A 23,404-nucleotide genomic window follows, 5' to 3' on the forward strand; every position below is an offset into this window, starting at 1 on the left:
AGAGCATGACAAAACGTTGTTCGTGGGTCAAGATGACCAATCAGCTCTACATTGCCTATCATGATGAGGAGTGGGGGCAGCCCCTCCATGATGACCAAGCATTGTTTGAGTTGTTGTGTATGGAAACCTATCAGGCAGGCCTGTCTTGGGAAACGGTACTAAACAAACGTCAAGCTTTCCGAGAAGCATTTCATGGCTATCAAATTCAAGTGGTCGCAGAGATGACTGACACCGAATTGGAAGCTTTGCTGGATAATTCAGCTATCATCCGAAATAGAGCCAAGATTTTTGCTACACGCGCTAACGCCCAAGCCTTTCTACGACTACAGGCAGAATATGGCTCTTTTGATGCCTATCTTTGGTCTTTTGTTGAGGGGAAAACTGTCATTAATGATGTTCCCGATTATCGCCAAGCCCCAGCTAAAACCGCTTTGTCTGAGAAATTAGCCAAAGATCTCAAAAAAAGAGGTTTCAAGTTCACAGGCCCAGTCGCCGTCTTGTCTTTTCTACAGGCTGCAGGACTAGTTGATGACCACGAGAATGATTGTGAATGGAAAAGCAGGAATTAGTGTGTACAGGTAACTAGCATATCTGAGAATATAGAAAAAAGCTGAGAAATTTTTCCCAGCTTTTTATATATACTATTAGATTTGTTAGAGTGAAGTCAAAAAAGTGATTCCACCTAAAATAACACCAGCTGAATTTGGAATGATTAGTATCCAATCCTTCTTAGGTTCCTTTGTCCATCCATAAATAACCCAGATTAAGCAAGATATAGCAGCTGATAAAGGTTGAAATGGTTGAGCTTTATTTCCCTGTAAATTAGCGATAATTTGAGGTATGTAGGCAATAAATACTATAATTCCAATAAAGGCACCAATAGAACCTACGATTCGATTAATTTTTTGTTTTGTCATATACACCTCCTTCAAAAGGATAACATAGAAATTAGCGAAATGCAATAAATTCAGATACAAATTGTAACGAAAACGAATACAAAAGCACAAAAATAGAGAAACTATTTATTTTTTGTTATAGTCAAAACGAATGACTTGTTCCTGTGCATTTACGTGGGCATGGACGCCAAAGGGGACAATTGCTCTTGGAGTTGCGTGGCCAACATTTAGATTATAGAGAATCGGGATATTGCTGTCAATAATATCCAATAGTGCCTCTTTATAGTCGCCATAGAAAGTTTCATCCATAGGTTTTCCGACCAGGAGTCCACTGATGACCTCGAATATCCCAGTGTTTTTTAAAGTCCGCAACATCTTTTTGAAGTCTTCTGGTTCAGGCTTTTCTTCGCTTGTCTCTAGCAAGAGGATCTTTCCTTCCCAGTCTGACAAGTCAGGGAAAAGTTTGTATTTTTGGCAGAGCTCCGTGCTGTCTGCGTATCGAGAGTTGTCAAAGATATCGTAGAGGGATTCGAGGCAACCACCGAGGATTTCCCCCTCGAATTGGGCATTTCCTTGCAACAACTCAAAGCCGGTATTTGCATGACTGACACGAGATGTTCCCAAAGCCTTGGGACTAAAATCAGTTCGTTCCTCATACCAAAGGTCGCTAGGGCGGATTTCTGAGATTCTTCCCGTCTCAATCAATTCTTTAAAGTAGTGAAGGCTATAGGCTAGCATTTCTTTGTCTAATTCACAAATGTCTGCTAAGAAGGATTGACCATAAAAAGTCTTGATTCCTAGTTTATGCAACATGAGATGGTTCATGCTTGTATCCGAGAAGCCAAGAAAAATTTTTTGTTTGATAACCTTTTGGAGTTGGTCATTTTCAAAAAGATAAGGAAGTAAGCGATAGGTATCGTCTCCACCGATGGCGCATAGGATTATGTCGATGCTATCATCAGAAAAGGCCTGCATCAAATCCTCTGCACGAGATTCAGGATGGTTCTTGATAAAGTCTAATCCTTTTAACGAATGGGGCAAAAAGATAGGATTGAGTCCCAAGTCCTTGAGACGTTGGACACCCAAGTCCACTTCGTGTTTGACAAAGTCCTCTCCGATAATGCCACTAGATAAACTAACAATACCAATAGTAGAAATCATATTTTATCCTCCTAGAAATAGATTGATACTCTTCGAAAATCTCTTCAAACCACGTCAGCTTTGCCTTGACGTATGTATGGTTACTGACTTCGTCAGTTTCATCTACAACCTCAAAGCAGTGCTTTGAGCAACCTGCGGCTAACTTCCTAGTTTGCTCTTTGATTTTCATTGAGTATGAGCCTATTTTATCACAAAAGATTAGATAGAGCTATGTGGGATTTCAGAAGAATGCTTTTAAATCAAGAAAGTAGTGAAAAAGCAACCGCACCTGCAGTTGCTTTTATGATTCTTCTTAATAACGTGTTGGTCCTGCACTTGCGCTGCGGATGTTCAAGCGTTTCTTGAGATAGAAGCGAAGGGCTAGGAGGGCTACTCCGATAATAGCCAGCGGCACTGGAGCAAGTACTGGGTTAAGGCTAGCTGGTAGGAAGCTTGTTGCAAAGAAGACAAGCAACCAAAGGAACATAGAAGCTAGGATAACCAGTACAGATTTCCAGAAAGGTGGGCGTTGACTGCGGTCCATATCTGGTCCATAGTATTGGTAAACGAAGTAGTACATCAAGTAGAAGGCAAATCCACCAACCAGTCCAACTAGCAGGAGGGTAATCAAACCGTAACCGATAGCCTGATCTGCTGAGAAGAAGGTTGTGAGGGCGCTGACGAGGGCGAAGAGGCTAGTGATGAAAAGGGCTGAGTCCATAATCATGAGTTTTGGATCATCATTTTCTTTTGGATGCTCTTTTTCATATTGCTCCTTGACAGTGAAGCTGTGAACCCAGTGAGTTGGTGCACCGTAGAGGGAACGAGCAGTAGTGCCTTTGGCTTGCTCTTCAAGGATTTGGGGAATAACTTCCTCAAAAATAGCCTTAATTTCAGCATCTGTTTTTCCATCTTTGATGAATTGTTGGGTAGCGATGTGGACAAATTCTTGGTTTTTCTTAGTTAATTTTTGTAGATCAATCTGAGACATAGGAACTCCTCTTAGAACCATTTTTTATGGATGAGATAGAGAGTGAGCGAGACACTCATAGCAAAGGCGATAAAGACGATTAACCAGAAGGCATTTGGCTCTCCGTTTAGGGGGATTTCATTATCCTTAAAGTTCATCCCGTAGGCAGAAAAGACCATGGTTGGGATGGACATAACGATGGTCACAAGGGCCAAGGTTTTCATGATGTTGTTCTGGTTGTTAGAAATGATAGAGGCGAAGGTCTCTGTCATAGAATGCAAGACGTTTCCATAAATATCTGCCATCTCGATGGCCTGTTGAGTTTCAATCAGGGTATCTTCAAGCAGGTCTTCGTCTTCAAGGTATTTCTTGATATTGCTGGTTGAGCTGGTCAATTTTTTAATCACACGCTCATTTGTTTTGAGGGAAGCCTTGAAATAGACGATGGTTTTTTCCAATTCCATGAGCTCAATCAATTCTTCATTACGAGTTGATTGATGCAGTTGACTTTCGATTTGTTCACTCTTGCGGTCAATCGAACGAAGGGCTGTTAGGTAAAGTTCTGCATTGCGATAGAGAATCTGGAAGATGAAACGCGAACGCATGAAGGTGTAGAAATTACGCAATCGACGGTTGATAAAGACATCGAGGACCGGTAATGGTTCCAAACACGTAGTGATAATGGTTTCCTCGGTGATGATAATACCAAGCGGGATGGTTACGTAGTAGGTGCGGTTATTTCTTTCTTCTGTGACCGGCACGTCAACGATAATCAGGGTGTACTCGTCTTCAATCGTAATACGAGACATTTCTTCCGCATCGAGCGGTGCTCGAAGGTCGGCAATATCAATATCGAAGGCGTTAGCGATTTCGAGTGATTCATTTTGAGTCGGATTGACGAGATTGATCCAAGTACCCGGTTCAAGCGTATCGATCTCTTTAAATTCAGTTGTTGTAGAGAGAAAAACTTGTTTCATATCCCTTATCCTTTCTCATTTTTCATATTTTTTCACACCGTACTATTATACTATAAAATCGGCCTTTTTCAAAATAAATCTAACAAAAATCCTGTTGCTATTGGATTTTTACTTTGTCTTGAAATGTTGATTTTAAAATTTGCTCCCCTTTTTGCTCCCCCTATAGTGCTTTTAGTGCAGTTTCGTAGAATGAGACTGCTTTTTTTGCGTTCTCTTTTGAGAGGTGGCTATATATATCCATGGTCATTGATAAAGTGGAATGACCTAGGCGGTACTGGAGTTCCTTGTATGGTATTCCAGAGTTAAGCAAGAGACTAGCGTGAGTGTGACGGAATCCGTGAAATCCAATGTTAGGAACATCAGCACGCTTAAAATGTGTTTGCAATCTTCTTTTAAGTCTTGAACTGCTAGGATACTCATGAATGAAATCAGAAAATACTACACTTTCACGTTGCCCTATCTTCCAGGCCTCTTTAGTTTGGCGTAGTTTGTACTGTTTTAGCATGCTAACAGTCGCTTGATCTATATCTATATCCCGATAACTAGTCTTAGATTTTGGGCTATTGATTTCTAAATCCCGATTTAGTGTTTTGGTAACATGTACCACGGCATTATCTAAATCTATATCAGACCAGGAAAGAGCTAAAGCTTCATTGATACGGCAACCAGTAGCCAATAGGAACTTATAGAGCGTTGTCTCATAGTAGTAACGATATCTATCGCTATCTAAATTATCGAGATAACCAAGAAACTTTTTTAGTTCTTGATTTTCAAAGTGTTTTACCTTTCGGCGCTTTGCTTTCTGAGTGTTGCGAGGTAAAACAACATCACGCGCAGGATTAGACGGTATAGCTTGCATGGTTACGCCATACTGTAAGATACGTTTATTTAAAGCGTGTATCTTGTCATAGTGTAGAAAAGCCCCCTTTTCCCCTCTATTAGTCTTGTCAGCAAGTTTGTTGATAATGGACTGGATAAGTGGAGTAGTGAGCTTATCGAGCTTGTAAGCCCCAAAAATAGGCAATATGTGCTTATCTATTAGCGTTCTAACGTTTCCTTGAGTGTTTGGCTTAACTGTATTCTTATAGCTTTCCCACCAGAGACTGGTTAATTCTTGATAGTTTTTTATGGTAACAGCTTTTTGTCTAGTGGATCCTGTTTTTTGAAAAGCTATTTTTTCTTGAGTAGCTTTCTGCTTAACTTCTTTTTGTGTCCGCCCCGTTACCTTAGTTTTAACTTTCTTTCCTGTTACCTGGTCAACTCCTAGATATACATTAGCACGATAGACTTTACTACCGTCTTTTTTTATAACTTCAGTTATTTTCATGATTTAAACCTTTCTAAAATACATCAGCAGGCAAGCTATTATCAAAAAGGTTTTAGATTGTGGTTTATATCATGCTAGGGCTTCACAGATTGCCCTGTATTCAATTTTAAATAGTCAGACGGTAAATAATACCAGAGTAGGAAACAAGGCGGATATGGGGCTATTTATCGGCTAGGCGTTTTAGATTGTCCAGAGCTTTTTGATTGTTTTTGTAAAGTACCTCTAACTGTTCTTTGGCGATTCTATTGAGTTCAGTTAGGCGGTTGCTTTGTGATAGCCCTTGTTTTATCATTTCAGCGTTAAGACTTTGTAAATTATTAAGAACTAATAACTGTTCAATAGTGGCATTATCTCGCTGATTGCCGTCTTTTTCTGGGAAAGCTTTCTTGTATTCTTTGGCAGTCATACCGAACAAGGCAACATTAACCAAGTCAGCTTCAGAGGAGTAAGCGTATGATATTTGAGACGGCTGGAGTGTTGGGACAATATTTTCTTTAATTGCATCAGTTTGTATTGTGTAATTGAGTTTTGAAATATAGCGGTTCACTTGCCAATCTAACTGATTTCTATAGGCCTCTTCTTGTTTAAGCCGTTGATAGTCTTGAATGATGTAGAGTTTGAACTCTGGGGAAATCCAAGAAGCAAACTCAAAGGCTATGTCTGAGTGGGCATATGTTCCACCGTAACGGCCAGCTTTTGAAGTGATACCGATGGCGTTCATTCTTTCTATCCATTGTTTAGAAGTCATTACAAGCCTACCAGGTTCATTTCTAACCGTATGGAATTCCATACGGTTAAAATTTGGGTTATTAATACTTTCCCAAGTTGCTAAAAAATCTATAGTAGCGTAACTACTAAGCCAGTTTGATATGACTATTCTAGGATCTTCGCTATTTTTATATTTAGCTATATCGGTCAAGCTGATATAATCAGTATTATTGGCTAGTAAAGTGATTTCTTTACCGTTTGCGTTGATTTTAACCATGGTAGTCCTTTCTAAAACATTGTAAGTGGTTGATATTTGTTGACATCAATAAAATTAGTAGATATGGGGCTTATATAGGCTTGAAGCACGAACGAACCACGAGAATCCACGCGCTTCAGGATTGTTGAACATTGTGGCGCGTGGGCATGCTATAGGTCGCATTTTAAATTCAAGAGTGGTATAATAATGTTGTAATCATCTTATCGGGAGCGTCCTCTATAGTGTATAGAGAGTTAGCACCATCTGGTTCAATTAGGTTGATTATATTAGTCTTGATTAAAGGTAAGGGTATTGACTTACCTTTTTTTGTTGCTATTCTTCAATTTCGCTCATTTTTGCGCTTTAGTCTGTAAAATTGGCTTTCTATTCTTCAATTTCCCCCGTTTTTGCACAATAGACCATGAAAAGATGGTTGATATTGGCAAATATGGGGGATTTTTATCTATATAGACTTACGACTTTGCTGATGGCGTGATATTAGTCATCGTTATATGATTTATCGAAGAAGATAGTGTATCCGTTATTTTCTAAGAAATCAACAGCTTTAGTAAAGTCTTCATCTGCCACTTTTTCAAATAATTTCTTTTTATTTCCACTGTTTAAATCAGCAGTTAAAAGCATATTGTAAAAATTTTCAATTTCTTCATCGTTTAAAACGATTATATTTGATTTTAAGAACTTAACAAAGTTTCTAAATTTTTTGTTGTTTTGCTTTTCTTTTTTTAATTCAGCTTGATACATTAATTCAGCGAGTAAGTCACCTTCTTCTGTAAAAGCAAAATTCATTGCCTCTGTACCGGACATTTTAGAAATTTTTTGGCCTAATTCTTTTATTAAGCTAGAGTCATCCTCATACCCCAGCAGATACCCAACGCTTACCCCGAAGTAGTCAGCTAGTTGCTGGGCTTTTTCTGGTTTAATTTGGCGTTCCTCGTTTTCCCATCGCAATACGGTGATTTTAGATACAGAAATTTCATCAGCTAATCCTTGTTGGGTTAGCCCTTTTTGTTTTCTCAGTTCTTTCAATCTATTCATAATTTATCACACCTTTCACAGATGATTATATCTGATTTTTATAAAAGTATCAAGAAATGATACAAAAAATTCTAAAAAACAGTTGACAATTAACCGAAATGGATATATAATAAAACGAAAGTTATCCAAATTGGATACCACTCCCTTCAACCTTTCACACTTTCAATCTATTCATGGAGGGGGATTTTTTTAGAAAGGAGCAAATCTATGAGCAAACTACGAGGCTATCGGGTTATGTTAGGACTAACTCAGCAACAAATGGCGGACAAGCTAAAAATTTCTTTGCAGTCGTACAACAACAAAGAATTAGGTAAAACGCCATTCAATGACAAAGAACGCCTAGCGATTAAGTCAATGGTTGCAGAAATCAAATCAGATATAACCATAGATGAACTATTTTATAGCTAGAAAGGAGCAAACCGATGGAACTAGTCTATATGGACGGTAAAAAAGAGCCGTATACTACGAGTGCAATCATAGCTGAATGCGCTGGAATAAAACACCACGCAATACAGGAACACATTAGAAAACAAATTGGACGACTGGAGCAATTTGGAAAGGTGTCATTTAAAATGCGACCTTTACAAAGTGGCCAGAATACCAAGGACTATATTTTGAATGAGCAACAAGCAACCTTGTTAGTTACATTCTTAAAGAATACCGAGCAAGTGGCCAACTTCAAAACCAACCTAGTCAAAGCATTCTTTGAAATGCGTGAGGAACTTTCTAAGTTTCGTATGCAGAGGGCGCTAGAAAAGCCAAAAAGAAAAACCTTGCATGACAGTATTGAGAATTGGGAACAAGCCCCAAAGTACCCGCATAGCACCATGAACAACCTGCTACTAAAAGCAGTAACCGACAGGAACGCTAAGCAGTTAAGGGAAGAACGTGGGGGCTATAATGGCATTGATAGCTTGACCAGTGACGAGCTGGAGCAATACCAAGCATTTGAGGATATGGTAATAGCCATGATTGGCTTGAATATGAGTTATCAGGAAATCAAAGCTATGGCATTCAGAAATAAAAAAACACGCCAAAGAAGCGCGTGATTGCAACAAAAAAGGCTTAGCAATAACCACACCGCAAAGCCTTTCACACTAACACTAAAACGAATTTAACAAAAAGCAGGCAAGCTATTATCAAAGAGGTTTTAGTAAAGATTTATACCTAGATTATAGCATATCTAGGGCATTTTGACCATACGGAGAGCGCTAATTCTTTAAACTGGACACCACTTCCAAGCGTTCGCCAACTTGGGGCAATCGCCCAGCGTTTGGAGTGGTGCCAATCCTGTATAAGAAACGACATTAAAGGCCAACGGAGGAAAATATGATAGCAGATAAATTAGAAGCTATTTCAACAAATTTAGAAGAAATACAAGAAAGTCTTGTAGGGGCTGAAACTGCATTAGCTAAAAGAGAAATCAGTAGGGTATTGAACGACTTGGATGATGTTTACAATGAACTAAACAGTACAGAATATCGTGAAAAACAGCAAACACTTAAGGAACAGAAGGAAAGGATGAAACAGAGAGTAGTTTCTGAGGTAATAGGAGAATTGGAGTGGGAAGAACGCTCATTTTATGGAAATTATTGGGGTAACACTGATTTTATAAAACTGGTTTCTAGATTTGATGGATTTCTTTTCTTAACCACTTATCTAGCAGAATTGACCAAAGAGAATGTTTATCCTATGGATCAAAGTCAATTATTAAATTATGTATGGGAACTTTTAGCAGTTGATATTGCCAAGAAAAAACGAGGTAAAAAAAATCTCTTGGACTTATGGACAAGTTCGATTGGGTACACCCGTGGAATGATGATTCATGAGGAGGGTTAAAATGACACTAGACCTAGACAACATGACACAGGCAGAATTTGATGAAGTAATGGCTGAGATTAAAGCGAAACGCCCAAACCTCTTCCAGTTTATTGCTGATTTTGTAGATAGAAAGGTAAGCACCGAAGAGGTGGACGAGTTCCTGAAGATGGAGCGAACTGATCAAGTGGACTATATCAAGAATTACAAAGCGAGGGCATAACATGAATGAATTAGATTTGACCAACACACAAGCGGTAATCTTTATGGTGGTATCGATTGGCATATTGCTTTATCTAAACCACCGAGACCGCAAAAAAAGCGCCCAATTTGAGCGAGAAAACCAACAGACGATAGAAACACCTAGCGAGGATTTAAACCCTGATTATGGGCGATATATCCAGCTTGCAGGGGTAAGAGTTTACGGAGGAACTGAATGAGTCTATCAGAGAATGACAAACGAGTATTAAGACTAATCAAGGTAGGGGCTGAGAACTCCATAACAGGGGCAGAAATCAGCCTGATCACTAAGCTGGCAGAAAGAACCGTGCAAGATATTATCAGCCGTCTGATCACGCGCTACGGTGTTCCTATCATCGGGGTACGTCATGGGACATTTAGAGGATATTTTATCCCTGCTAACAAAGAGGAGTTACTGGACGGAGCAAAAGCATTCTATAACCAAGTACAGGAAGAACAGAAACGCCTAACCGTCCTTTTAAATGCTGATTTAGAGAGCTACAAGCAACTACTGAAGGGAGCTGATGAATATGTTTAGTCTTAGTAAAGAGAGCGAATATGAGCTAACTCATGGCGTTCTGGAGCTTGTGGAGAATTACCTGGAGGCGCGTGATACAGTCAAACCACGTTTGACAGGGTTAATCTCAGCCCAGGAGGCTATGGACGAGTTAGATATAAAGTACAAGACACTCCAAAAGTGGGAAGATGCTGGGCTAAGACGATACCAGCCCCCACTAGAAGACACTAGGAAAATCTATTATAAAATATCTGACATCTGGAAGTTTATGGGGGTGGAAAATGGCTAGCTTTGAAAGATTCCCCGGACAGAGAAAATCTGTCCGGACTACCAACGGCTACACTTGGAAAAATAGACAATTAACGCTTGAGCAACGAAAAGAGTTACAACAATTAAAGAAACTGAAAAAGAAACGATTGAAAAACCAGAAAGGATAACCAATGACAGAAATTAAAAAACTAGGACAAGTTCCTGCCGAGACAATAGGGCCATCTGCTAGCATTTTGACAGGATTGTTGAGACGCGGGCAAGTATTGGGTATATCGGCGCCAAGAAGATCCTTAAAGACTAGCGTAGTTATTTCCCTAGCTCTATCTTTAGCCCAGGGGAGTAATTGGCTAGAGTGGAAGAGTAAAAGAGCTTTCAACGTCTTGTATATCAATACGAATCATAAAGAAAACGACTGTTTTAGTAAGTTCATGCAGATTGCCCAACTTTTAGAAGTTGAGCAAAAAGATCTTGACAATATTTCTATCTTAACTCTTCCAAAGTCAACGGCCTTAGAAGATTTAGCCAAAGTTGTAAAAGATAAAGTACCAAACAACGCTTTTCAAGTGGTTATTATTGATAGTATTGATAATTTGAAACTACTGCAGTTCGGGGGCTCCTTAGGGGATTATTTGCAACAGATTAACCAACACGTAGGCGGTGGCCTGATCTATACACAAAGTCATAGAGATAGACCGAAAGGGACTACGGAAAGTTCAGACTTTGCCCAGTGGTCAGAGTCCCTAGCTCATTGCGATAGCTTGTTAGAATTTTTCAAGATGGAATTAGATCCCGAATTGTTACGCCTAGAGAGATTAGAAGCTGTCTGGGATTTGGCCAAGAATGTAATAACTACGCACAATAAAAGATATTTTCAGCTAAATGTAACAAATGACTATATCAATTTCAAAAACAAGAGAGCAACAAGCGAGGATTTACGAAACCATATAGAGGTAGCGCTGGAACATTTACCTACTGAACAAACGCGAGAAATTCTACAAAATTTTGATAACATAGATTTGCCATTAAAAACACGAACTTATTGGAGACTTGAAGCGGTCACCTCGGAAGTTGATTATGACGGGGAGAAAAATTTTCTTTTCTACTATCCACAGTTGATAAACGATAAGGAGAAAATATTAGCTTACCACGAACCAGGAATACCATTACCAAAGGATATTAAAGAAAAGGTGTTGGCTAATGAAGAAATTAGAGAAAGAGCGACGAATAAATTAAAATCTATGATAGCAGACTTTGAACAGGTAAATAATAGATTACCAAGAAAATCAGAGCTTTCACGTTTCGCAAAAATTAGTAGACCTAGCTTAGATAAACTAATTGAGGAATCTGATAATAATGTGGTGGTTATAGATGGATTGATACAAGAAAACCCAACTTATTAACAATTCAAAATGTGTAAAGACTTGTAAATTTTACAATGTAAAGACTTGTAAAAAGTTGTAAAAAAAGTGTAAAAATTTTACAAGATTTTACACCTTTACAAACGTAAAATTTACAACTCTTTACAACTCGGTGTAAAAGATGTAAAATAGCGTTTTTTTACATTTGTAAACTAATAAATAATACCTTTAAACCATTGGTTTTATGGGGTTTGTTGGAATATGTAAAGACTTGTAAAGCGTTGTAAAATTTTACAATGTAAACAGGGACAAAATCAGGGACACGACTAGAATAGCCTAGCGTCAATTCTAGTTTGTCCAAGTGTCCGTGAATTGTGGAAGTAAGAACAGGTACAGGAACAGGGGCGATTGAGCTACGCCCCCTGTAACCCTGTAACCCTGTCCTTCAACACTTCCACGGTGCGCGGGTGTAACTTGTAAAGAAATGGAGTAGGTAACTAGTGGTAAAGAAGAGATTAAAAAAACGAGTTATCCAGGATAAGCACTTTTTAGCATTCAAGACAATGCCCTACATGGAAAATATTGGAGAAGTTATTAAGTGGACTGGTGATAACGAACCGATGAGGTATATTTTTGATAAAGCAAGAAAATATCTAGTGTTCGATAAGCTAACCTGTACATGGCAAGGTATGAACTTTGGAAATCCATCTAGGGAATTGCTGTCTAAAACTCCACGATTAAGGCATAGCACAAAAAGGATATACGAGAAGATGGAGGAAAGAAAGTTGGATCTTCTTTCACCACAAGATGGAGAATCTGCTTCTTATATTTCTGACTGGGAAACTTTTAAAAACAGTGAGCTTATTCAGACTTTGAAGCATGAAGACCAACTACTAAAACATTTTGTAATTATAGCCATACAACAGGGATATATTATCCACGATGAACGTAAAAAACTTGTGGGGATTGACTATCGGAGTATAAAAAAAGGAGGAAAAACAACATGAAAATTAAACTATTTTATCAGAAATACAAGTAAAGCCTAGAGGATTTTGAAAGCCGGGTAAATGGTTTTATGGCAGGCGTTGAAGTTATTGACGTGAAATATACAGAGGCAACAGTGGGGAATAGTGAGGATATGGATACACTAACCAGTATGATGGTTCTATACAAATAGCATGAGAGGCTAAACATGGAAATACAAGAAGGCTTTATTTATTTCAAAAGTTATGGTATAATAAAACTGTTAGAGGTTCCAAGGTTTGGGAGTATCACGCTTAAAATACAAGACGGCGAGATTGTCTCCAGCGTGGAATCTAAAACAACAATATTTAAAAAGAATACTGACTGAAAAAATCAGAGGTATAGCATAAAGTAGAGTAATCTATTTTGGCTATGCCTCTTTTGTTTTTGGAAAGATTGGAGGAAAAAGAAATGCCAACATTGCAAGAAGTCAAAAACCAGATGGACAAAGTACGGACTCAATTAGAGATTTTTGATCGCTTTGATGAGGAAATCAAGAAAACCGAAAAAGAAGTTGAGGCTATTAAATCTAAGAAAGCTGAGTTACAAACTTTTGAAGATTTTAAGGCAGTCAATTCTAAAGAGAAATATATTGCTGATATGAAAGCACAAAGAACAAAACTCGAAAAAGAACGAATTGACTCAATAGTGGCAGACGCTAGAAAAATTAATGCGAAAGGTTATTTAGAGACAGCATTAGAACAAGATGAAACAGTGAAACGCCAGCGTCAAGAAATCAAACAGAAATCTATTGAGCTTTTAGAGTTGATTGCAAATTATAACGAAAACTACAAAAACACTGCTAAGAGATTGGCTGATGAGGTAAGAGAAACAGGTATCGAAGAGTTATTTGACCGCCTGAATACATCTCCAGAATATAGTGGAGTAAGTAAGCCTTACATTTACAGTGGTGTAGCTGGTTATATGGGAAACCAGCACCGCTATTTAGATCCGAGTGATGATTTGGCGTATTTTGTGAATCGTATTAACTATTTTGAGGGAGAACAATAATGAAAGATGAACATAAACAACTGTTTCAAGAAATCGAAGAAGAGAAGAGACAAGCTGACTTACTGCAGGGGCTTGCCAAGAACGTAGAAAGTATTTCAAAATCTTACGAAGAGGAAGCTGTAACCCTTGAAGAGTTTAAGGCTATGGGCTACAAGCGTAGACATGAACTATATGAGAAAGATAAAGCCTTGTATGATAAGCTACTGGGCAAAGAAAGACGTGGTTTATTAGGTTTGTGATGTGGAGGGGAGCAATCCCCTTTTTTTACATAAATCAGACAGAATTACACACGAGGTAGGGGAATGGTTAGAAGTTTAAAAGCAAGACTAGAAAAGTTAGAAGAGTATGCTGGAAAGACGGAATATGCAACAACTGATGAATGTATATCTTTATATGTGGATTGTTTAAGATTTGCTTTTCAGCAAGATGAAATAAAGATAGATATGGATGATTTTATTAAAACACCATTTAAAGATATTAAGCTAGCAGACTATAAGAAATCAAAAAAACGTATGGATGAACTTAGGGAAATGACTGGGATAAGTGAGTTTCCAGAATTAGACCAATAAAGTGAGGTGACTAGTATTTGACAGAATTAAGCAGAAAAAAAGAAATATTTATGGCCAATTATCTCATGACTGGGAATGTAAAAAAGCTAGTGAATTAAGTGGAATAACCAGAAGGACGGCTTACAATTACTTGAACGATGTAACTTTTAAGAGGGTTTACCGTGAAAGACGTAGCGAACAACTCAAGGAGTCTACTACGCTGTTACAGAATGCGAGTGTTGAGGCTGTAACCGTATTGAGGGAAATTATGCTAGATGAGACAGTAAGCCCTTACGCTAGACAACAAAGCGCCCAGAGCATTCTAAACATGGCTTATAAGGCGGTTGAAATGGTTGAAGTAGTAGAGCAATTAGAAATATTAGAGGCGAAGATACTAGATGAAGGCGATTAAAAACCGTTTAAATAAGTTGAATAAGTTAGCGGTGGTTGATGAAGTTGATACCGTGTTTTTGACGCAGATTGATACTGGACATTTTGAGGTAAGATATAGGATAGGTGGAAAAAATCCCAAAGATATTATAGAAGTCTATCCGACAAAAGAAGAAGCAGAAAAAGCTATTTCAGAAATTAAAAATACAAAAGGATTGCGGATATTCTGGGACAATATAGGTTTTTGTAATGAATAGAGCTTATCAGTTATCAAGCAGATAAGAGCAATAAAAACCCTCCTTAACTCCCTGAGAAATGACAAGCAGATAAGCAAAGAAATAACTTGCCTTAATTGCTTGCAGAATGACAAGGAAATAAGAGAGATAAAAACATCCCTTAATTGCTTATCAAACCACAAGGAGATATGGGGGGCTATCTCCCTCCCCACGCGCTTCTATGAGCTTCACACCGTCACTGTACATTTTTTCTCACGGGAAAGCATTTGAAGCTAGAGCGAACATAGAGAAAACGCAAATATTACACCAAAAAGGAGAGTCAACTTGACCATTAAAGAAATAGAGGAACAACTAAAAAGAGTAAAGAAAGGGAACGACCTTATCCAGAGACTGCAACTAAAGTACCAAAGTTTAGACAATGGACTATTATCTGGATCCAATCAATTCACTACAAGGGTAAAAACTAGCAAAACCAATACTACTGAGGATAAGATACTTGAAATCTTGGAACAAAAAGATGAGATAGTGGAGCAAATGAGCGCCCTTATAGACGAGCGGATAGCAACAATGAAATTAATAGATCAGCTAGATGAAATTGAAGAATGTTTGGTATTGACAATGATATATGTGAATAACCTACCTATGGCTGAGGTTTGTAAGGAGTTAAATTTTAGCAAAGTACAAATTTACAGAATTAAGAAAAAAGCCATTGAGAACTTGGCCAAGGTTAAAAATGCCAATCGATAAAGAAGAGACAACAAAGCAGGCCTACAGATTTCTGAAAAGCTATCACTCACTGGTTAAATTGAGCCTATACGGTCAAGATGGAGCATTTGAAGCCAAAGCGCTGGAATTGGTGCGCGTGATTGAAGCCTTCAGGGACAATCTGGACGATGTAAGGCGTGATATATTCTCCAATCTCTTTACAAGGCGAACTGGAGAGAGGTTAAAGATATGGCAGTTATACGAGGCATTGGGCATTGATAAGGCTGAGTATGAAAGTCTCAAAGCTGAGATACTGCTAGACTTTGCTAAAAGCTATCGAGACGGTGTATTGTTGATTGAATATTAGGATAGGAAAGTTTATAATGAAGTCATAGCGTAAGAGAAAATACTTAAAATTTTATGTGAAGTGTTTAAATTTGAATTTGGAAGGATTGAATGATATGGTTAAAAAAGATATTTATGATTGGCCAGAAGCCGAAGACGACAATCTGGATGAATTGTTAAAAAAAGCCTATGAACGAAATAAAAACAAAACTGTTGAGGAGTTAGATGACGAATGGGATGAATTTGTCAGGAGTCTAAAACTAGAATCAATTTAATTAAGCACCTAGAGAAATCTAAGTGCTTTTTGATATGAGTTATTTTTGCCTTTTATATACTACGTGGTATAATGAACTTATCAGCAATAAAAAAGCACGTTTGACCGTGCTAGTTTCTTGCCTGCTGAACTCATCGATTGATTGCCCTTTTGTGGGGCTTTTTTGCTCCCCTTTTTGCGTACTTTGGGGGAGCAAGTAGTAAAAAGTAATGTTAGTATTTTTTGTTCAAAAGCGCGTGATATAAGGGTTAGGAAGCCCTAAGGAAACATAAAATAAGAAGTTTTTTATTATACTATAAATTCATCCTTTTGGGTAATAGAATCTCACTTTTTTTGGTATAATGGTAAGCAATAATGGACTAGAAAGAACAAAGATGCAAGATAAAATTGTCATTCATGGGGCGCGTGCCCATAATTTAAAAAATATTGATGTGGAGATTCCGCGAGACAAGCTGGTTGTCGTGACCGGTTTGTCAGGTTCAGGGAAATCCAGTCTGGCCTTTGACACCCTTTATGCAGAGGGACAACGTCGCTATGTGGAGAGTTTGTCAGCCTATGCTCGTCAATTCTTGGGCAATATGGAAAAACCAGATGTAGATGCCATTGATGGTCTCAGCCCAGCTATTTCCATCGACCAGAAAACGACTAGCAAAAACCCTCGCTCGACGGTGGGAACAACGACTGAAATCAACGACTATCTGCGTCTCCTCTACGCGCGTGTGGGGACGCCTTACTGTATCAACGGGCATGGAGCTATCAAGGCCTCTTCTGTGGAGCAAATTGTGGATAAGGTTTTGGAGTTACCTGAACGCCAGCGCCTGCAAATTTTAGCTCCTGTCATCCGCAAGAAAAAAGGTCAACATAAGAGTGTTATTGAGAAGGTTCAGAAAGACGGTTATGTCCGTGTCCGTGTGGATGGGGAAGTCTATGATGTGACCGAAGTGCCAGAGTTGTCTAAGAGCAAGCAACACAATATTGATGTCGTAGTTGACCGTATTGTCATCAAGGAGGGCATTCGTAGCCGTCTCTTTGATTCCATTGAGGCTGCCCTTCGTATCGCAGAAGGTTATGTCATTATCGACACTATGGACGACTCTGAGTTATTGTTCTCTGAGCACTATGCCTGTCCAGTTTGCGGTTTTACTGTCCCAGAGTTAGAGCCACGTCTCTTCTCCTTCAATGCTCCTTTTGGTTCTTGTAGTGAGTGTGACGGCTTGGGCATCAAGCTGGAGGTGGATACTGATTTGGTGGTGCCAGATGCCAGCAAAACGCTACGCGAGGGAGCCTTGGCTCCTTGGAATCCTATCTCATCCAACTACTATCCAAACATGCTAGAGCAGGCTATGACAGCCTTTGGAGTGGATATGGATAAGCCTTTTGAGGACTTGTCAGAAGAAGATAAGAACTTGATTTTCTATGGTTCAGATGGCAAGGAATTCCATTTCCACTATGAAAATGAATTTGGTGGCGTGCGCGATATTGACATTCCGTTTGAAGGAGTTGTCAATAATATCAAGCGTCGTTATCACGAGACAAACAGCGATTACACTCGCACCCAGATGCGCCTCTACATGAATGAGCTGACCTGCGGAACCTGTCACGGTTATCGTCTCAATGACCAGGCCTTGTCTGTCCGTGTGGGCGGCGAGCAAGGGCCACATATCGGAGAAATTTCAGACCTGTCTATCGCAGACCACTTGGAGTTGGTGAGTCAGTTAACCTTGTCTGAAAATGAAGCCATCATCGCCCGTCCCATTCTCAAGGAAATCAAGGACCGCTTGACCTTCCTGAATAACGTGGGTCTCAACTATCTGACCCTATCTCGTTCAGCAGGAACCCTTTCAGGTGGGGAAAGTCAGCGCATTCGCTTGGCGACCCAGATTGGTTCCAACTTATCAGGTGTCCTTTATATCCTGGATGAGCCGTCAATCGGTCTCCACCAGAGGGACAATGACCGCCTGATTGCCAGTCTGAAAAAGATGCGCGATTTAGGTAATACCCTCATCGTGGTGGAACATGACGAAGATACCATGCGTGAGGCGGATTATCTGATTGACGTTGGTCCCGGTGCCGGTGTTTTTGGTGGGGAGATTGTTGCGGCAGGAACCCCTAAGCAAGTGGCTCGCAACAGCAAGTCTATCACAGGTCAGTACTTGTCAGGCAAACGTGCCATTCCAGTGCCAGACGAGCGCCGTACCGGAAATGGTCGTTTTATCGAAGTGACAGGTGCGCGTGAGAACAACCTGCAAAATGTCACAGCTCGCTTTCCACTAGGAAAATTCATCGCGGTGACAGGTGTGTCAGGTTCAGGGAAATCGACCTTAATTAACAGCATCCTCAAAAAAGCCATTGCTCAAAAACTCAACCGCAATTCAGACAAACCTGGTAAGTTTAAAACGATTACAGGGATTGAGCATGTAGACCGCTTGATTGATATTGACCAAAGTCCTATCGGACGAACGCCGAGGTCTAACCCTGCTACCTATACAGGAGTTTTTGACGATATACGTGACCTTTTTGCCCAGACAAATGAAGCCAAGATTCGAGGCTACAAGAAGGGGCGTTTCAGTTTCAATGTCAAGGGTGGTCGCTGTGAAGCCTGCTCAGGTGACGGGATTATCAAGATTGAGATGCACTTCTTGCCAGATGTTTATGTGGCTTGTGAAGTTTGCCACGGGACCCGTTACAACAGTGAAACCCTAGAAGTTCACTATAAGGAAAAGAATATCTCGCAAGTCTTGGATATGACCGTCAACGATGCGGTGGAGTTCTTCCAACACATTCCAAAGATTCAACGTAAACTTCAGACCATCAAGGATGTGGGACTGGGCTATGTGACGCTAGGTCAACCAGCTACCACCCTTTCTGGGGGAGAAGCTCAGCGTATGAAGTTGGCTAGCGAACTTCACAAACGATCGACAGGAAAATCTTTCTACATTCTGGATGAGCCGACGACAGGACTCCATACAGAGGATATCGCTCGCTTGCTTAAAGTCTTGGCTCGCTTTGTTGACGATGGCAATACAGTCCTCGTCATTGAGCACAATCTGGATGTTATCAAGACGGCAGACCATATTATTGACTTGGGACCTGAGGGCGGTGTCGGTGGTGGAACCATCATCGCAACAGGAACTCCAGAAGAAGTAGCGGCCAACGAAGCAAGCTACACAGGACACTATTTGAAAGGAAAGTTACATCATGAATAAACGCGTACAAGCATTTCTAGCTAAAATGCAAGAAAAAGAACTAGATGGTATCATCATTAACAATCTTAAAAACGTCTACTACTTGACTGGTTTTTGGGGGTCAAACGGAACAGTCTTTATCAGCCGTGATCGTCAGGTCTTGGTGACAGACTCTCGCTATATCATTGCGGCCAAGCAAGAAACCAGTGGTTTTGAGATTGTGGCTGACCGTGATGAATTGGCTGTCATTGCGGGTATTGTTAAGGACATGGGCTTGTCTCGAATCGGTTTTGAGGACGAGATTTCAGTCTCTTATTATCACCGTATGCAGGCAGCTTTTGCAGGTTTGGACTTGCTTCCACAGACTCAGTTTGTTGAAGGTCTTCGAATGATTAAGGATGAAGCGGAGATTGCAGCTATTCGCAAGGCTTGTTCTATCTCAGACCAAGCTTTCCGCGATGCGCTTGACTTTATTAAGCCAGGAAAGACTGAAATTGAGATTGCCAACTTCCTTGACTTCCGCATGCGTGAGTTGGGAGCATCTGGCTTGTCTTTTGACACTATCCTAGCCAGCGGTATCAACTCTTCTAAACCCCATGCCCATCCCATGCACAAACCAGTGGAATTGGGAGAAGCCATTACCATGGATTTCGGCTGCCTATATGACCACTATGTCAGTGATATGACACGAACTATCTACTTGGGGCATGTTAGCGACGAGCAGGCAGAGATTTACAATACGGTTTTGAAAGCCAACCAAGCCTTGATTGACCAGGCTAAGGCTGGCTTAGGTTTCCGTGACTTTGACAAAATTCCTCGTGATATTATCATCGAGGCAGGCTATGGCGACTACTTTACCCACGGTATTGGACACGGTATTGGACTGGATATCCATGAAGAGCCTTACTTTAGCCAAACTTCTACAGAAACTATTAAGGCAGGTATGGCATTGACAGATGAGCCAGGTATCTATATCGAAGGCAAATATGGCGTTCGTATCGAGGATGATATTCTGATTACAGAGACAGGTTGTGAATTATTGACCCTTGCTCCAAAAGAGTTGATAGTTATTTAAGAGTTAAACAACTCAAATGATTGACTTTTAAATTTTAAAGGTTTATACTGAAAGACGAAAACGGTAGGTGAGGCTACCATAGGGATACGGATGACTACCGCAAAGCAGTGGAGACACTACTCGTTGGTCAACAGTCCTGGTCGCGAAGGCCAAGACTAAGCTCATTACATTGCCCTATGGAGTTAAAGCTTGAACGAAAAACAGATAATTAGTTTTTTAATCCTGCCATTTTATGGTGGGATTTTCTACTGTTTAAATCAAAGAAAGGAGATAAACGATGCAAATTGACGATCATCCGGAACCGCACATACACAGCCAATCGCTGATTTGTGTCGTTCTGTCCTTATAAAGTGATTGGTCTCTGTGTATGAAACACATCATTCATACAGATAGGAGAAACCAATGAAAACTACAAAAGAAAGATTAGCAACAGCTATTCATACATCTTTAAACGAAACTCTATCTTTTTATAAGACAAGTCTAACAGGCTTGACTGAGGAGCAGGTGGAGAAAAATCGTGACCTATATGGCGAAAATACCATCACAAAGGGTCAAGAAGACAGTATCCTCAAAAAGATTTACGAATCCATTATCAATCCTTTTACGATTATCTTACTGGTCATCGCCGTGATTTCCTTGGTGACCAATGTCTGGTTGGCAAAACCAGGTCAAGAGGATCCGACGACTTCTATTATCATCGTTGTCCTAGTCCTCATTTCTGGTGGCATACGCTTTGTCCAAGAACTCCGTAGTGATAAGGCTGCGACCAATCTATCAAAAATGATTGTCAACACAGCGACTGTCATTCGTCAAGGAGAAATTCAAGAAGTACCTATCGATGATTTGGTAGTGGGTGACGTGGTTAAATTAAGCGCTGGAGACATGATTCCAGCAGATCTTCTTTTATTTGAGTCGCGCGATTTCTTTGTACAACAGTCGGGCTTGACAGGTGAAAGTGAATCGGTTGAAAAATTGGCCTTGACCAAGGCAACAGTTCAACAATCTGATAGTCTGCTAGAAGCAGAAGCGCTCTCCTTTATGGGAACCAATGTCTTGTCTGGTAGTGCCAAGGCCGTGGTTTTAGCAGTTGGTGATGATACCATGATGGGGGCCATTGAGCAGACTTTGAACACCTATGATGAGCCTACTTCGTTTGAACGGGAGATGAATAGTATTTCGTGGCTCTTGATTCGTTTGATGCTGGTCATGGTGCCTATCGTTTTCTTGTCCAATGGTTTAACAGATGGAGATTGGTTAGAAGCTGGCGTATTTGCTTTGAGTGTTGGTGTTGGATTGACACCTGAGATGCTTCCTATGATTATCACGGCCAGTCTAGCAAAGGGCTCCATCATTATGGCCAAGGAAAAAGTGGTTATCAAGAAACTCAATGCCATACAGGACTTAGGGGCGATTGATATTTTGTGTACAGATAAGACAGGAACTCTAACCCAAGACGAAATTGTCCTTGAATATCCCTTGGACATCCACGGACGCTTGGATTTGACCGTCTTGAGACGAGCTTATCTCAATTCTTATTTTCAAACGGGCTTGAAAAATTTGATGGACAGAGCCATCATCAAACGGACTGAAAAGGAAGCCAAAGAACACACCCTCTTACAAAATCTGGATCAAACTTTTCAAAAAATAGATGAGCTTCCCTTTGATTTTGAACGTAGACGGATGAGTGTTATCGTTAAGGATGAACACGAAGTTGTTAGTTTGGTAACCAAGGGTGCCCTAGAGGAAATGTTGACGATTTCCAGTTATGCGGAATACCAAGGAGTGATTACTCCCTTGACAGATGTTATTAGAGAAGAAATTTTAGCAGAAGTCAGACAACTAAATCAACAAGGTTTGCGTGTCTTGGGAGTGGCCTATAAGTCAGGTTTGAGGGAAGGCCATGCCTATACAGTTGATGATGAAGGGGAGATGATTCTAACTGGTTATTTAGCCTTCCTAGATCCTCCTAAACCATCTGCAGCACCAGCAATTAAGGCTCTATTAGAACATGGAGTTCAAACAAAAATTTTGACGGGAGACAACGAAAAAGTTACCCAAGCAGTCTGTGAAAAGGTTGGTTTGGATATCAATCAGATGCTGTTAGGATCTGAAATCGATCAGATGAGTGATCAAGAATTGGCTCAAGCCGTGGAGGAGGTAACCGTCTTTGCCAAGCTTTCACCTGACCAAAAAGCAAGGATTATTTTGCAATTTAAGGCTAATGGTCATGCTGTAGGCTATATGGGAGATGGGATCAATGATGCTCCTTCTATGAAAGTTGCAGATGTGGGAATTTCTGTTGATACAGCAGTAGATATTGCCAAAGAAACAGCTGATGTTATCCTACTTGATAAGGATCTCATGGTGCTTGAAAAAGGACTTGTTGAAGGGCGTAAGGTCTATGCCAATATGACCAAATATATCAAAATGACAGTGAGTTCTAATTTTGGAAATATCTTATCCCTATTGGTCTCTGGAATCTTTTTGCCATTTTTACCAATGGCACCAGTCCATTTGATTATCCTAAATCTAGTCTATGATTTGTCTTGTATTGCCTTGCCTTTTGACAAGGTGGATAAAGATTTTTTGAGAAATCCGCATACCTGGGAAGCTAAGTCCATCACACGTTTCATGATTTGGATGGGGCCTATATCTTCTGCCTTTGATATTTTGACCTTTATTTTGCTCTATTTTATCATTGTACCCATGACGACAGGTCAAGCTTATGTTCATGGGGCAGAGTCTGCCGTAGGATTTATTGTCTTGTTTCAGACAGGTTGGTTTATCGAGTCCATGTGGTCACAGACCATGGTTATTCATATGCTGCGTTCAGCTAAAATTCCCTTTTTACAAAGTCGTCCGGCTTGGCTAGTCCTTGTGACAACCTTATTGGCTGCAGCCTTTGTGACCTTCCTTCCCTACAGTCCACTCGCAATCCTACTTCATCTAACTCCTTTAAAACCGATTTATTTCATCTTTTTACTTTTCATCATTATTTTGTATATGATTAGCGTGACAATTGTGAAAAAAATTTATATCAAGAAATATCAAGAATGGCTGTAAATTTTATTTTGTCAAG

Annotated in this window: 31 protein-coding genes and 1 riboswitch; of the genes, 23 read left to right on the forward strand and 8 right to left on the reverse strand. The window is 39.9% G+C overall.

Annotated features, from left to right (window positions below):
- The first annotated feature begins 5 nt into the window (after positions 1–5).
- A complete protein-coding gene (locus tag OVN23_RS03520) occupies positions 6–569 on the forward strand; it encodes a DNA-3-methyladenine glycosylase I (protein WP_000166611.1) in 564 nt (187 codons plus the stop codon).
- Between the two features lie 84 nt (positions 570–653).
- On the opposite strand, the gene OVN23_RS03525 is transcribed toward OVN23_RS03520, so the two are convergent.
- From OVN23_RS03525 to OVN23_RS03560, 8 genes are all read right to left on the reverse strand, one after another.
- Entirely contained in the window at positions 654–917 is a 264-nt protein-coding gene (locus OVN23_RS03525; protein ID WP_000166114.1) for a SemiSWEET family transporter, read from the reverse strand.
- A 105-nt stretch (positions 918–1,022) separates the two neighbouring features.
- Positions 1,023–2,057: a S66 peptidase family protein gene (locus tag OVN23_RS03530; protein ID WP_267240525.1), complete on the reverse strand. Its 1,035-nt coding sequence runs from the start codon at positions 2,055–2,057 to the stop codon at positions 1,023–1,025.
- Positions 2,032–2,226 carry a hypothetical protein gene (locus OVN23_RS03535; RefSeq protein WP_267240526.1) on the reverse strand — a complete coding sequence of 65 codons (195 nt, stop codon included), beginning with the start codon at positions 2,224–2,226 and terminating at the stop codon, positions 2,032–2,034. The genes OVN23_RS03530 and OVN23_RS03535 overlap by 26 nt, the downstream gene beginning before the upstream one ends.
- 123 nt (positions 2,227–2,349) lie before the next feature.
- The gene (locus tag OVN23_RS03540) at positions 2,350–3,027 is read right to left on the reverse strand and encodes a DUF1129 domain-containing protein (protein WP_173219197.1); all 678 of its coding nucleotides are present in this window, start codon (positions 3,025–3,027) and stop codon (positions 2,350–2,352) included.
- A gap of 11 nt (positions 3,028–3,038) precedes the next feature.
- Entirely contained in the window at positions 3,039–3,983 is a 945-nt protein-coding gene (locus OVN23_RS03545) for a magnesium transporter CorA family protein (protein WP_000815623.1), read from the reverse strand.
- Positions 3,984–4,143: 160 nt separating this feature from the next.
- Positions 4,144–5,310 carry a tyrosine-type recombinase/integrase gene (locus tag OVN23_RS03550; RefSeq protein ID WP_267240527.1) on the reverse strand — a complete coding sequence of 389 codons (1,167 nt, stop codon included), beginning with the start codon at positions 5,308–5,310 and terminating at the stop codon, positions 4,144–4,146.
- A 160-nt stretch (positions 5,311–5,470) separates the two neighbouring features.
- Complete coding sequence (locus OVN23_RS03555; RefSeq protein ID WP_078748291.1) at positions 5,471–6,295, reverse strand: KilA-N domain-containing protein; 825 nt, start codon at positions 6,293–6,295, stop codon at positions 5,471–5,473.
- A 477-nt stretch (positions 6,296–6,772) separates the two neighbouring features.
- On the reverse strand, positions 6,773–7,330 hold the full coding sequence (locus OVN23_RS03560; RefSeq protein WP_240147153.1) for a helix-turn-helix domain-containing protein: 558 nt from the start codon (positions 7,328–7,330) through the stop codon (positions 6,773–6,775).
- 207 nt (positions 7,331–7,537) lie between these two features.
- Between OVN23_RS03560 and OVN23_RS03565 the strand changes: the two genes are divergently transcribed.
- From OVN23_RS03565 to mgtA, 22 genes are all read left to right on the forward strand, one after another.
- On the forward strand, positions 7,538–7,738 hold the full coding sequence (locus tag OVN23_RS03565) for a helix-turn-helix transcriptional regulator (protein WP_000040966.1): 201 nt from the start codon (positions 7,538–7,540) through the stop codon (positions 7,736–7,738).
- A gap of 14 nt (positions 7,739–7,752) precedes the next feature.
- The gene (locus tag OVN23_RS03570; protein WP_173219203.1) at positions 7,753–8,379 is read left to right on the forward strand and encodes a Rha family transcriptional regulator; all 627 of its coding nucleotides are present in this window, start codon (positions 7,753–7,755) and stop codon (positions 8,377–8,379) included.
- Positions 8,380–8,659: 280 nt separating this feature from the next.
- On the forward strand, positions 8,660–9,169 hold the full coding sequence (locus OVN23_RS03575) for a hypothetical protein (protein WP_173219205.1): 510 nt from the start codon (positions 8,660–8,662) through the stop codon (positions 9,167–9,169).
- Between the two features lies 1 nt (position 9,170).
- Positions 9,171–9,371, forward strand: a complete 201-nt coding sequence (locus OVN23_RS03580) for a hypothetical protein (protein ID WP_173219208.1) — start codon at positions 9,171–9,173, stop codon at positions 9,369–9,371.
- Position 9,372: 1 nt separating this feature from the next.
- On the forward strand, positions 9,373–9,588 hold the full coding sequence (locus OVN23_RS03585) for a hypothetical protein (protein WP_173219211.1): 216 nt from the start codon (positions 9,373–9,375) through the stop codon (positions 9,586–9,588).
- The gene (locus OVN23_RS03590; RefSeq protein ID WP_173219213.1) at positions 9,585–9,926 is read left to right on the forward strand and encodes a DNA-binding protein; all 342 of its coding nucleotides are present in this window, start codon (positions 9,585–9,587) and stop codon (positions 9,924–9,926) included. The genes OVN23_RS03585 and OVN23_RS03590 overlap by 4 nt, the downstream gene beginning before the upstream one ends.
- Complete coding sequence (locus OVN23_RS03595) at positions 9,919–10,194, forward strand: XRE family transcriptional regulator (RefSeq protein ID WP_173219216.1); 276 nt, start codon at positions 9,919–9,921, stop codon at positions 10,192–10,194. Before OVN23_RS03590 ends, OVN23_RS03595 begins: the two co-directional genes overlap by 8 nt.
- Positions 10,187–10,342 (forward strand): hypothetical protein, encoded by a 156-nt coding sequence (locus OVN23_RS03600; RefSeq protein WP_173219219.1) that lies wholly within the window; start codon positions 10,187–10,189, stop codon positions 10,340–10,342. Before OVN23_RS03595 ends, OVN23_RS03600 begins: the two co-directional genes overlap by 8 nt.
- A 3-nt stretch (positions 10,343–10,345) precedes the next feature.
- Positions 10,346–11,575: an AAA family ATPase gene (locus tag OVN23_RS03605; RefSeq protein WP_173219222.1), complete on the forward strand. Its 1,230-nt coding sequence runs from the start codon at positions 10,346–10,348 to the stop codon at positions 11,573–11,575.
- A 458-nt stretch (positions 11,576–12,033) separates the two neighbouring features.
- Positions 12,034–12,540 (forward strand): hypothetical protein, encoded by a 507-nt coding sequence (locus tag OVN23_RS03610; RefSeq protein WP_173219225.1) that lies wholly within the window; start codon positions 12,034–12,036, stop codon positions 12,538–12,540.
- A 185-nt stretch (positions 12,541–12,725) separates the two neighbouring features.
- Positions 12,726–12,884: a DUF2292 domain-containing protein gene (locus OVN23_RS03615; protein ID WP_080710203.1), complete on the forward strand. Its 159-nt coding sequence runs from the start codon at positions 12,726–12,728 to the stop codon at positions 12,882–12,884.
- Between the two features lie 83 nt (positions 12,885–12,967).
- The gene (locus tag OVN23_RS03620; protein ID WP_240147154.1) at positions 12,968–13,567 is read left to right on the forward strand and encodes a hypothetical protein; all 600 of its coding nucleotides are present in this window, start codon (positions 12,968–12,970) and stop codon (positions 13,565–13,567) included.
- Positions 13,567–13,806, forward strand: a complete 240-nt coding sequence (locus OVN23_RS03625) for a hypothetical protein (protein ID WP_023935898.1) — start codon at positions 13,567–13,569, stop codon at positions 13,804–13,806. The genes OVN23_RS03620 and OVN23_RS03625 overlap by 1 nt, the downstream gene beginning before the upstream one ends.
- Positions 13,807–13,869: 63 nt before the next feature.
- Positions 13,870–14,136, forward strand: a complete 267-nt coding sequence (locus OVN23_RS03630) for a hypothetical protein (RefSeq protein WP_023935896.1) — start codon at positions 13,870–13,872, stop codon at positions 14,134–14,136.
- 130 nt (positions 14,137–14,266) lie between these two features.
- The gene (locus tag OVN23_RS03635; protein WP_240147155.1) at positions 14,267–14,527 is read left to right on the forward strand and encodes a replication protein; all 261 of its coding nucleotides are present in this window, start codon (positions 14,267–14,269) and stop codon (positions 14,525–14,527) included.
- Positions 14,514–14,762 carry a hypothetical protein gene (locus OVN23_RS03640; RefSeq protein ID WP_173219231.1) on the forward strand — a complete coding sequence of 83 codons (249 nt, stop codon included), beginning with the start codon at positions 14,514–14,516 and terminating at the stop codon, positions 14,760–14,762. The genes OVN23_RS03635 and OVN23_RS03640 overlap by 14 nt, the downstream gene beginning before the upstream one ends.
- A 303-nt stretch (positions 14,763–15,065) precedes the next feature.
- The gene (locus tag OVN23_RS03645; RefSeq protein WP_173219234.1) at positions 15,066–15,488 is read left to right on the forward strand and encodes a DUF1492 domain-containing protein; all 423 of its coding nucleotides are present in this window, start codon (positions 15,066–15,068) and stop codon (positions 15,486–15,488) included.
- Positions 15,475–15,813 (forward strand): hypothetical protein, encoded by a 339-nt coding sequence (locus OVN23_RS03650; RefSeq protein ID WP_173219237.1) that lies wholly within the window; start codon positions 15,475–15,477, stop codon positions 15,811–15,813. The genes OVN23_RS03645 and OVN23_RS03650 overlap by 14 nt, the downstream gene beginning before the upstream one ends.
- 94 nt (positions 15,814–15,907) lie before the next feature.
- A complete protein-coding gene (locus OVN23_RS03655) occupies positions 15,908–16,066 on the forward strand; it encodes a hypothetical protein (RefSeq protein WP_173219240.1) in 159 nt (52 codons plus the stop codon).
- 373 nt (positions 16,067–16,439) lie between these two features.
- Positions 16,440–19,271: an excinuclease ABC subunit UvrA gene (gene uvrA / locus OVN23_RS03660; protein WP_173219243.1), complete on the forward strand. Its 2,832-nt coding sequence runs from the start codon at positions 16,440–16,442 to the stop codon at positions 19,269–19,271.
- Entirely contained in the window at positions 19,264–20,325 is a 1,062-nt protein-coding gene (locus tag OVN23_RS03665) for a M24 family metallopeptidase (RefSeq protein WP_049493919.1), read from the forward strand. The genes uvrA and OVN23_RS03665 overlap by 8 nt, the downstream gene beginning before the upstream one ends.
- Positions 20,326–20,382: 57 nt before the next feature.
- Positions 20,383–20,533: riboswitch (M-box (ykoK) riboswitch) on the forward strand.
- 194 nt (positions 20,534–20,727) lie between these two features.
- Positions 20,728–23,388 carry a magnesium-translocating P-type ATPase gene (mgtA, locus tag OVN23_RS03670; RefSeq protein WP_173253146.1) on the forward strand — a complete coding sequence of 887 codons (2,661 nt, stop codon included), beginning with the start codon at positions 20,728–20,730 and terminating at the stop codon, positions 23,386–23,388.
- The last annotated feature ends 16 nt before the right edge of the window (positions 23,389–23,404 follow it).

Source organism: Streptococcus sp. Marseille-Q6488 (genome assembly GCF_946902925.1).
In the GTDB taxonomy this organism is placed as follows: Bacteria; Bacillota; Bacilli; order Lactobacillales; family Streptococcaceae; genus Streptococcus.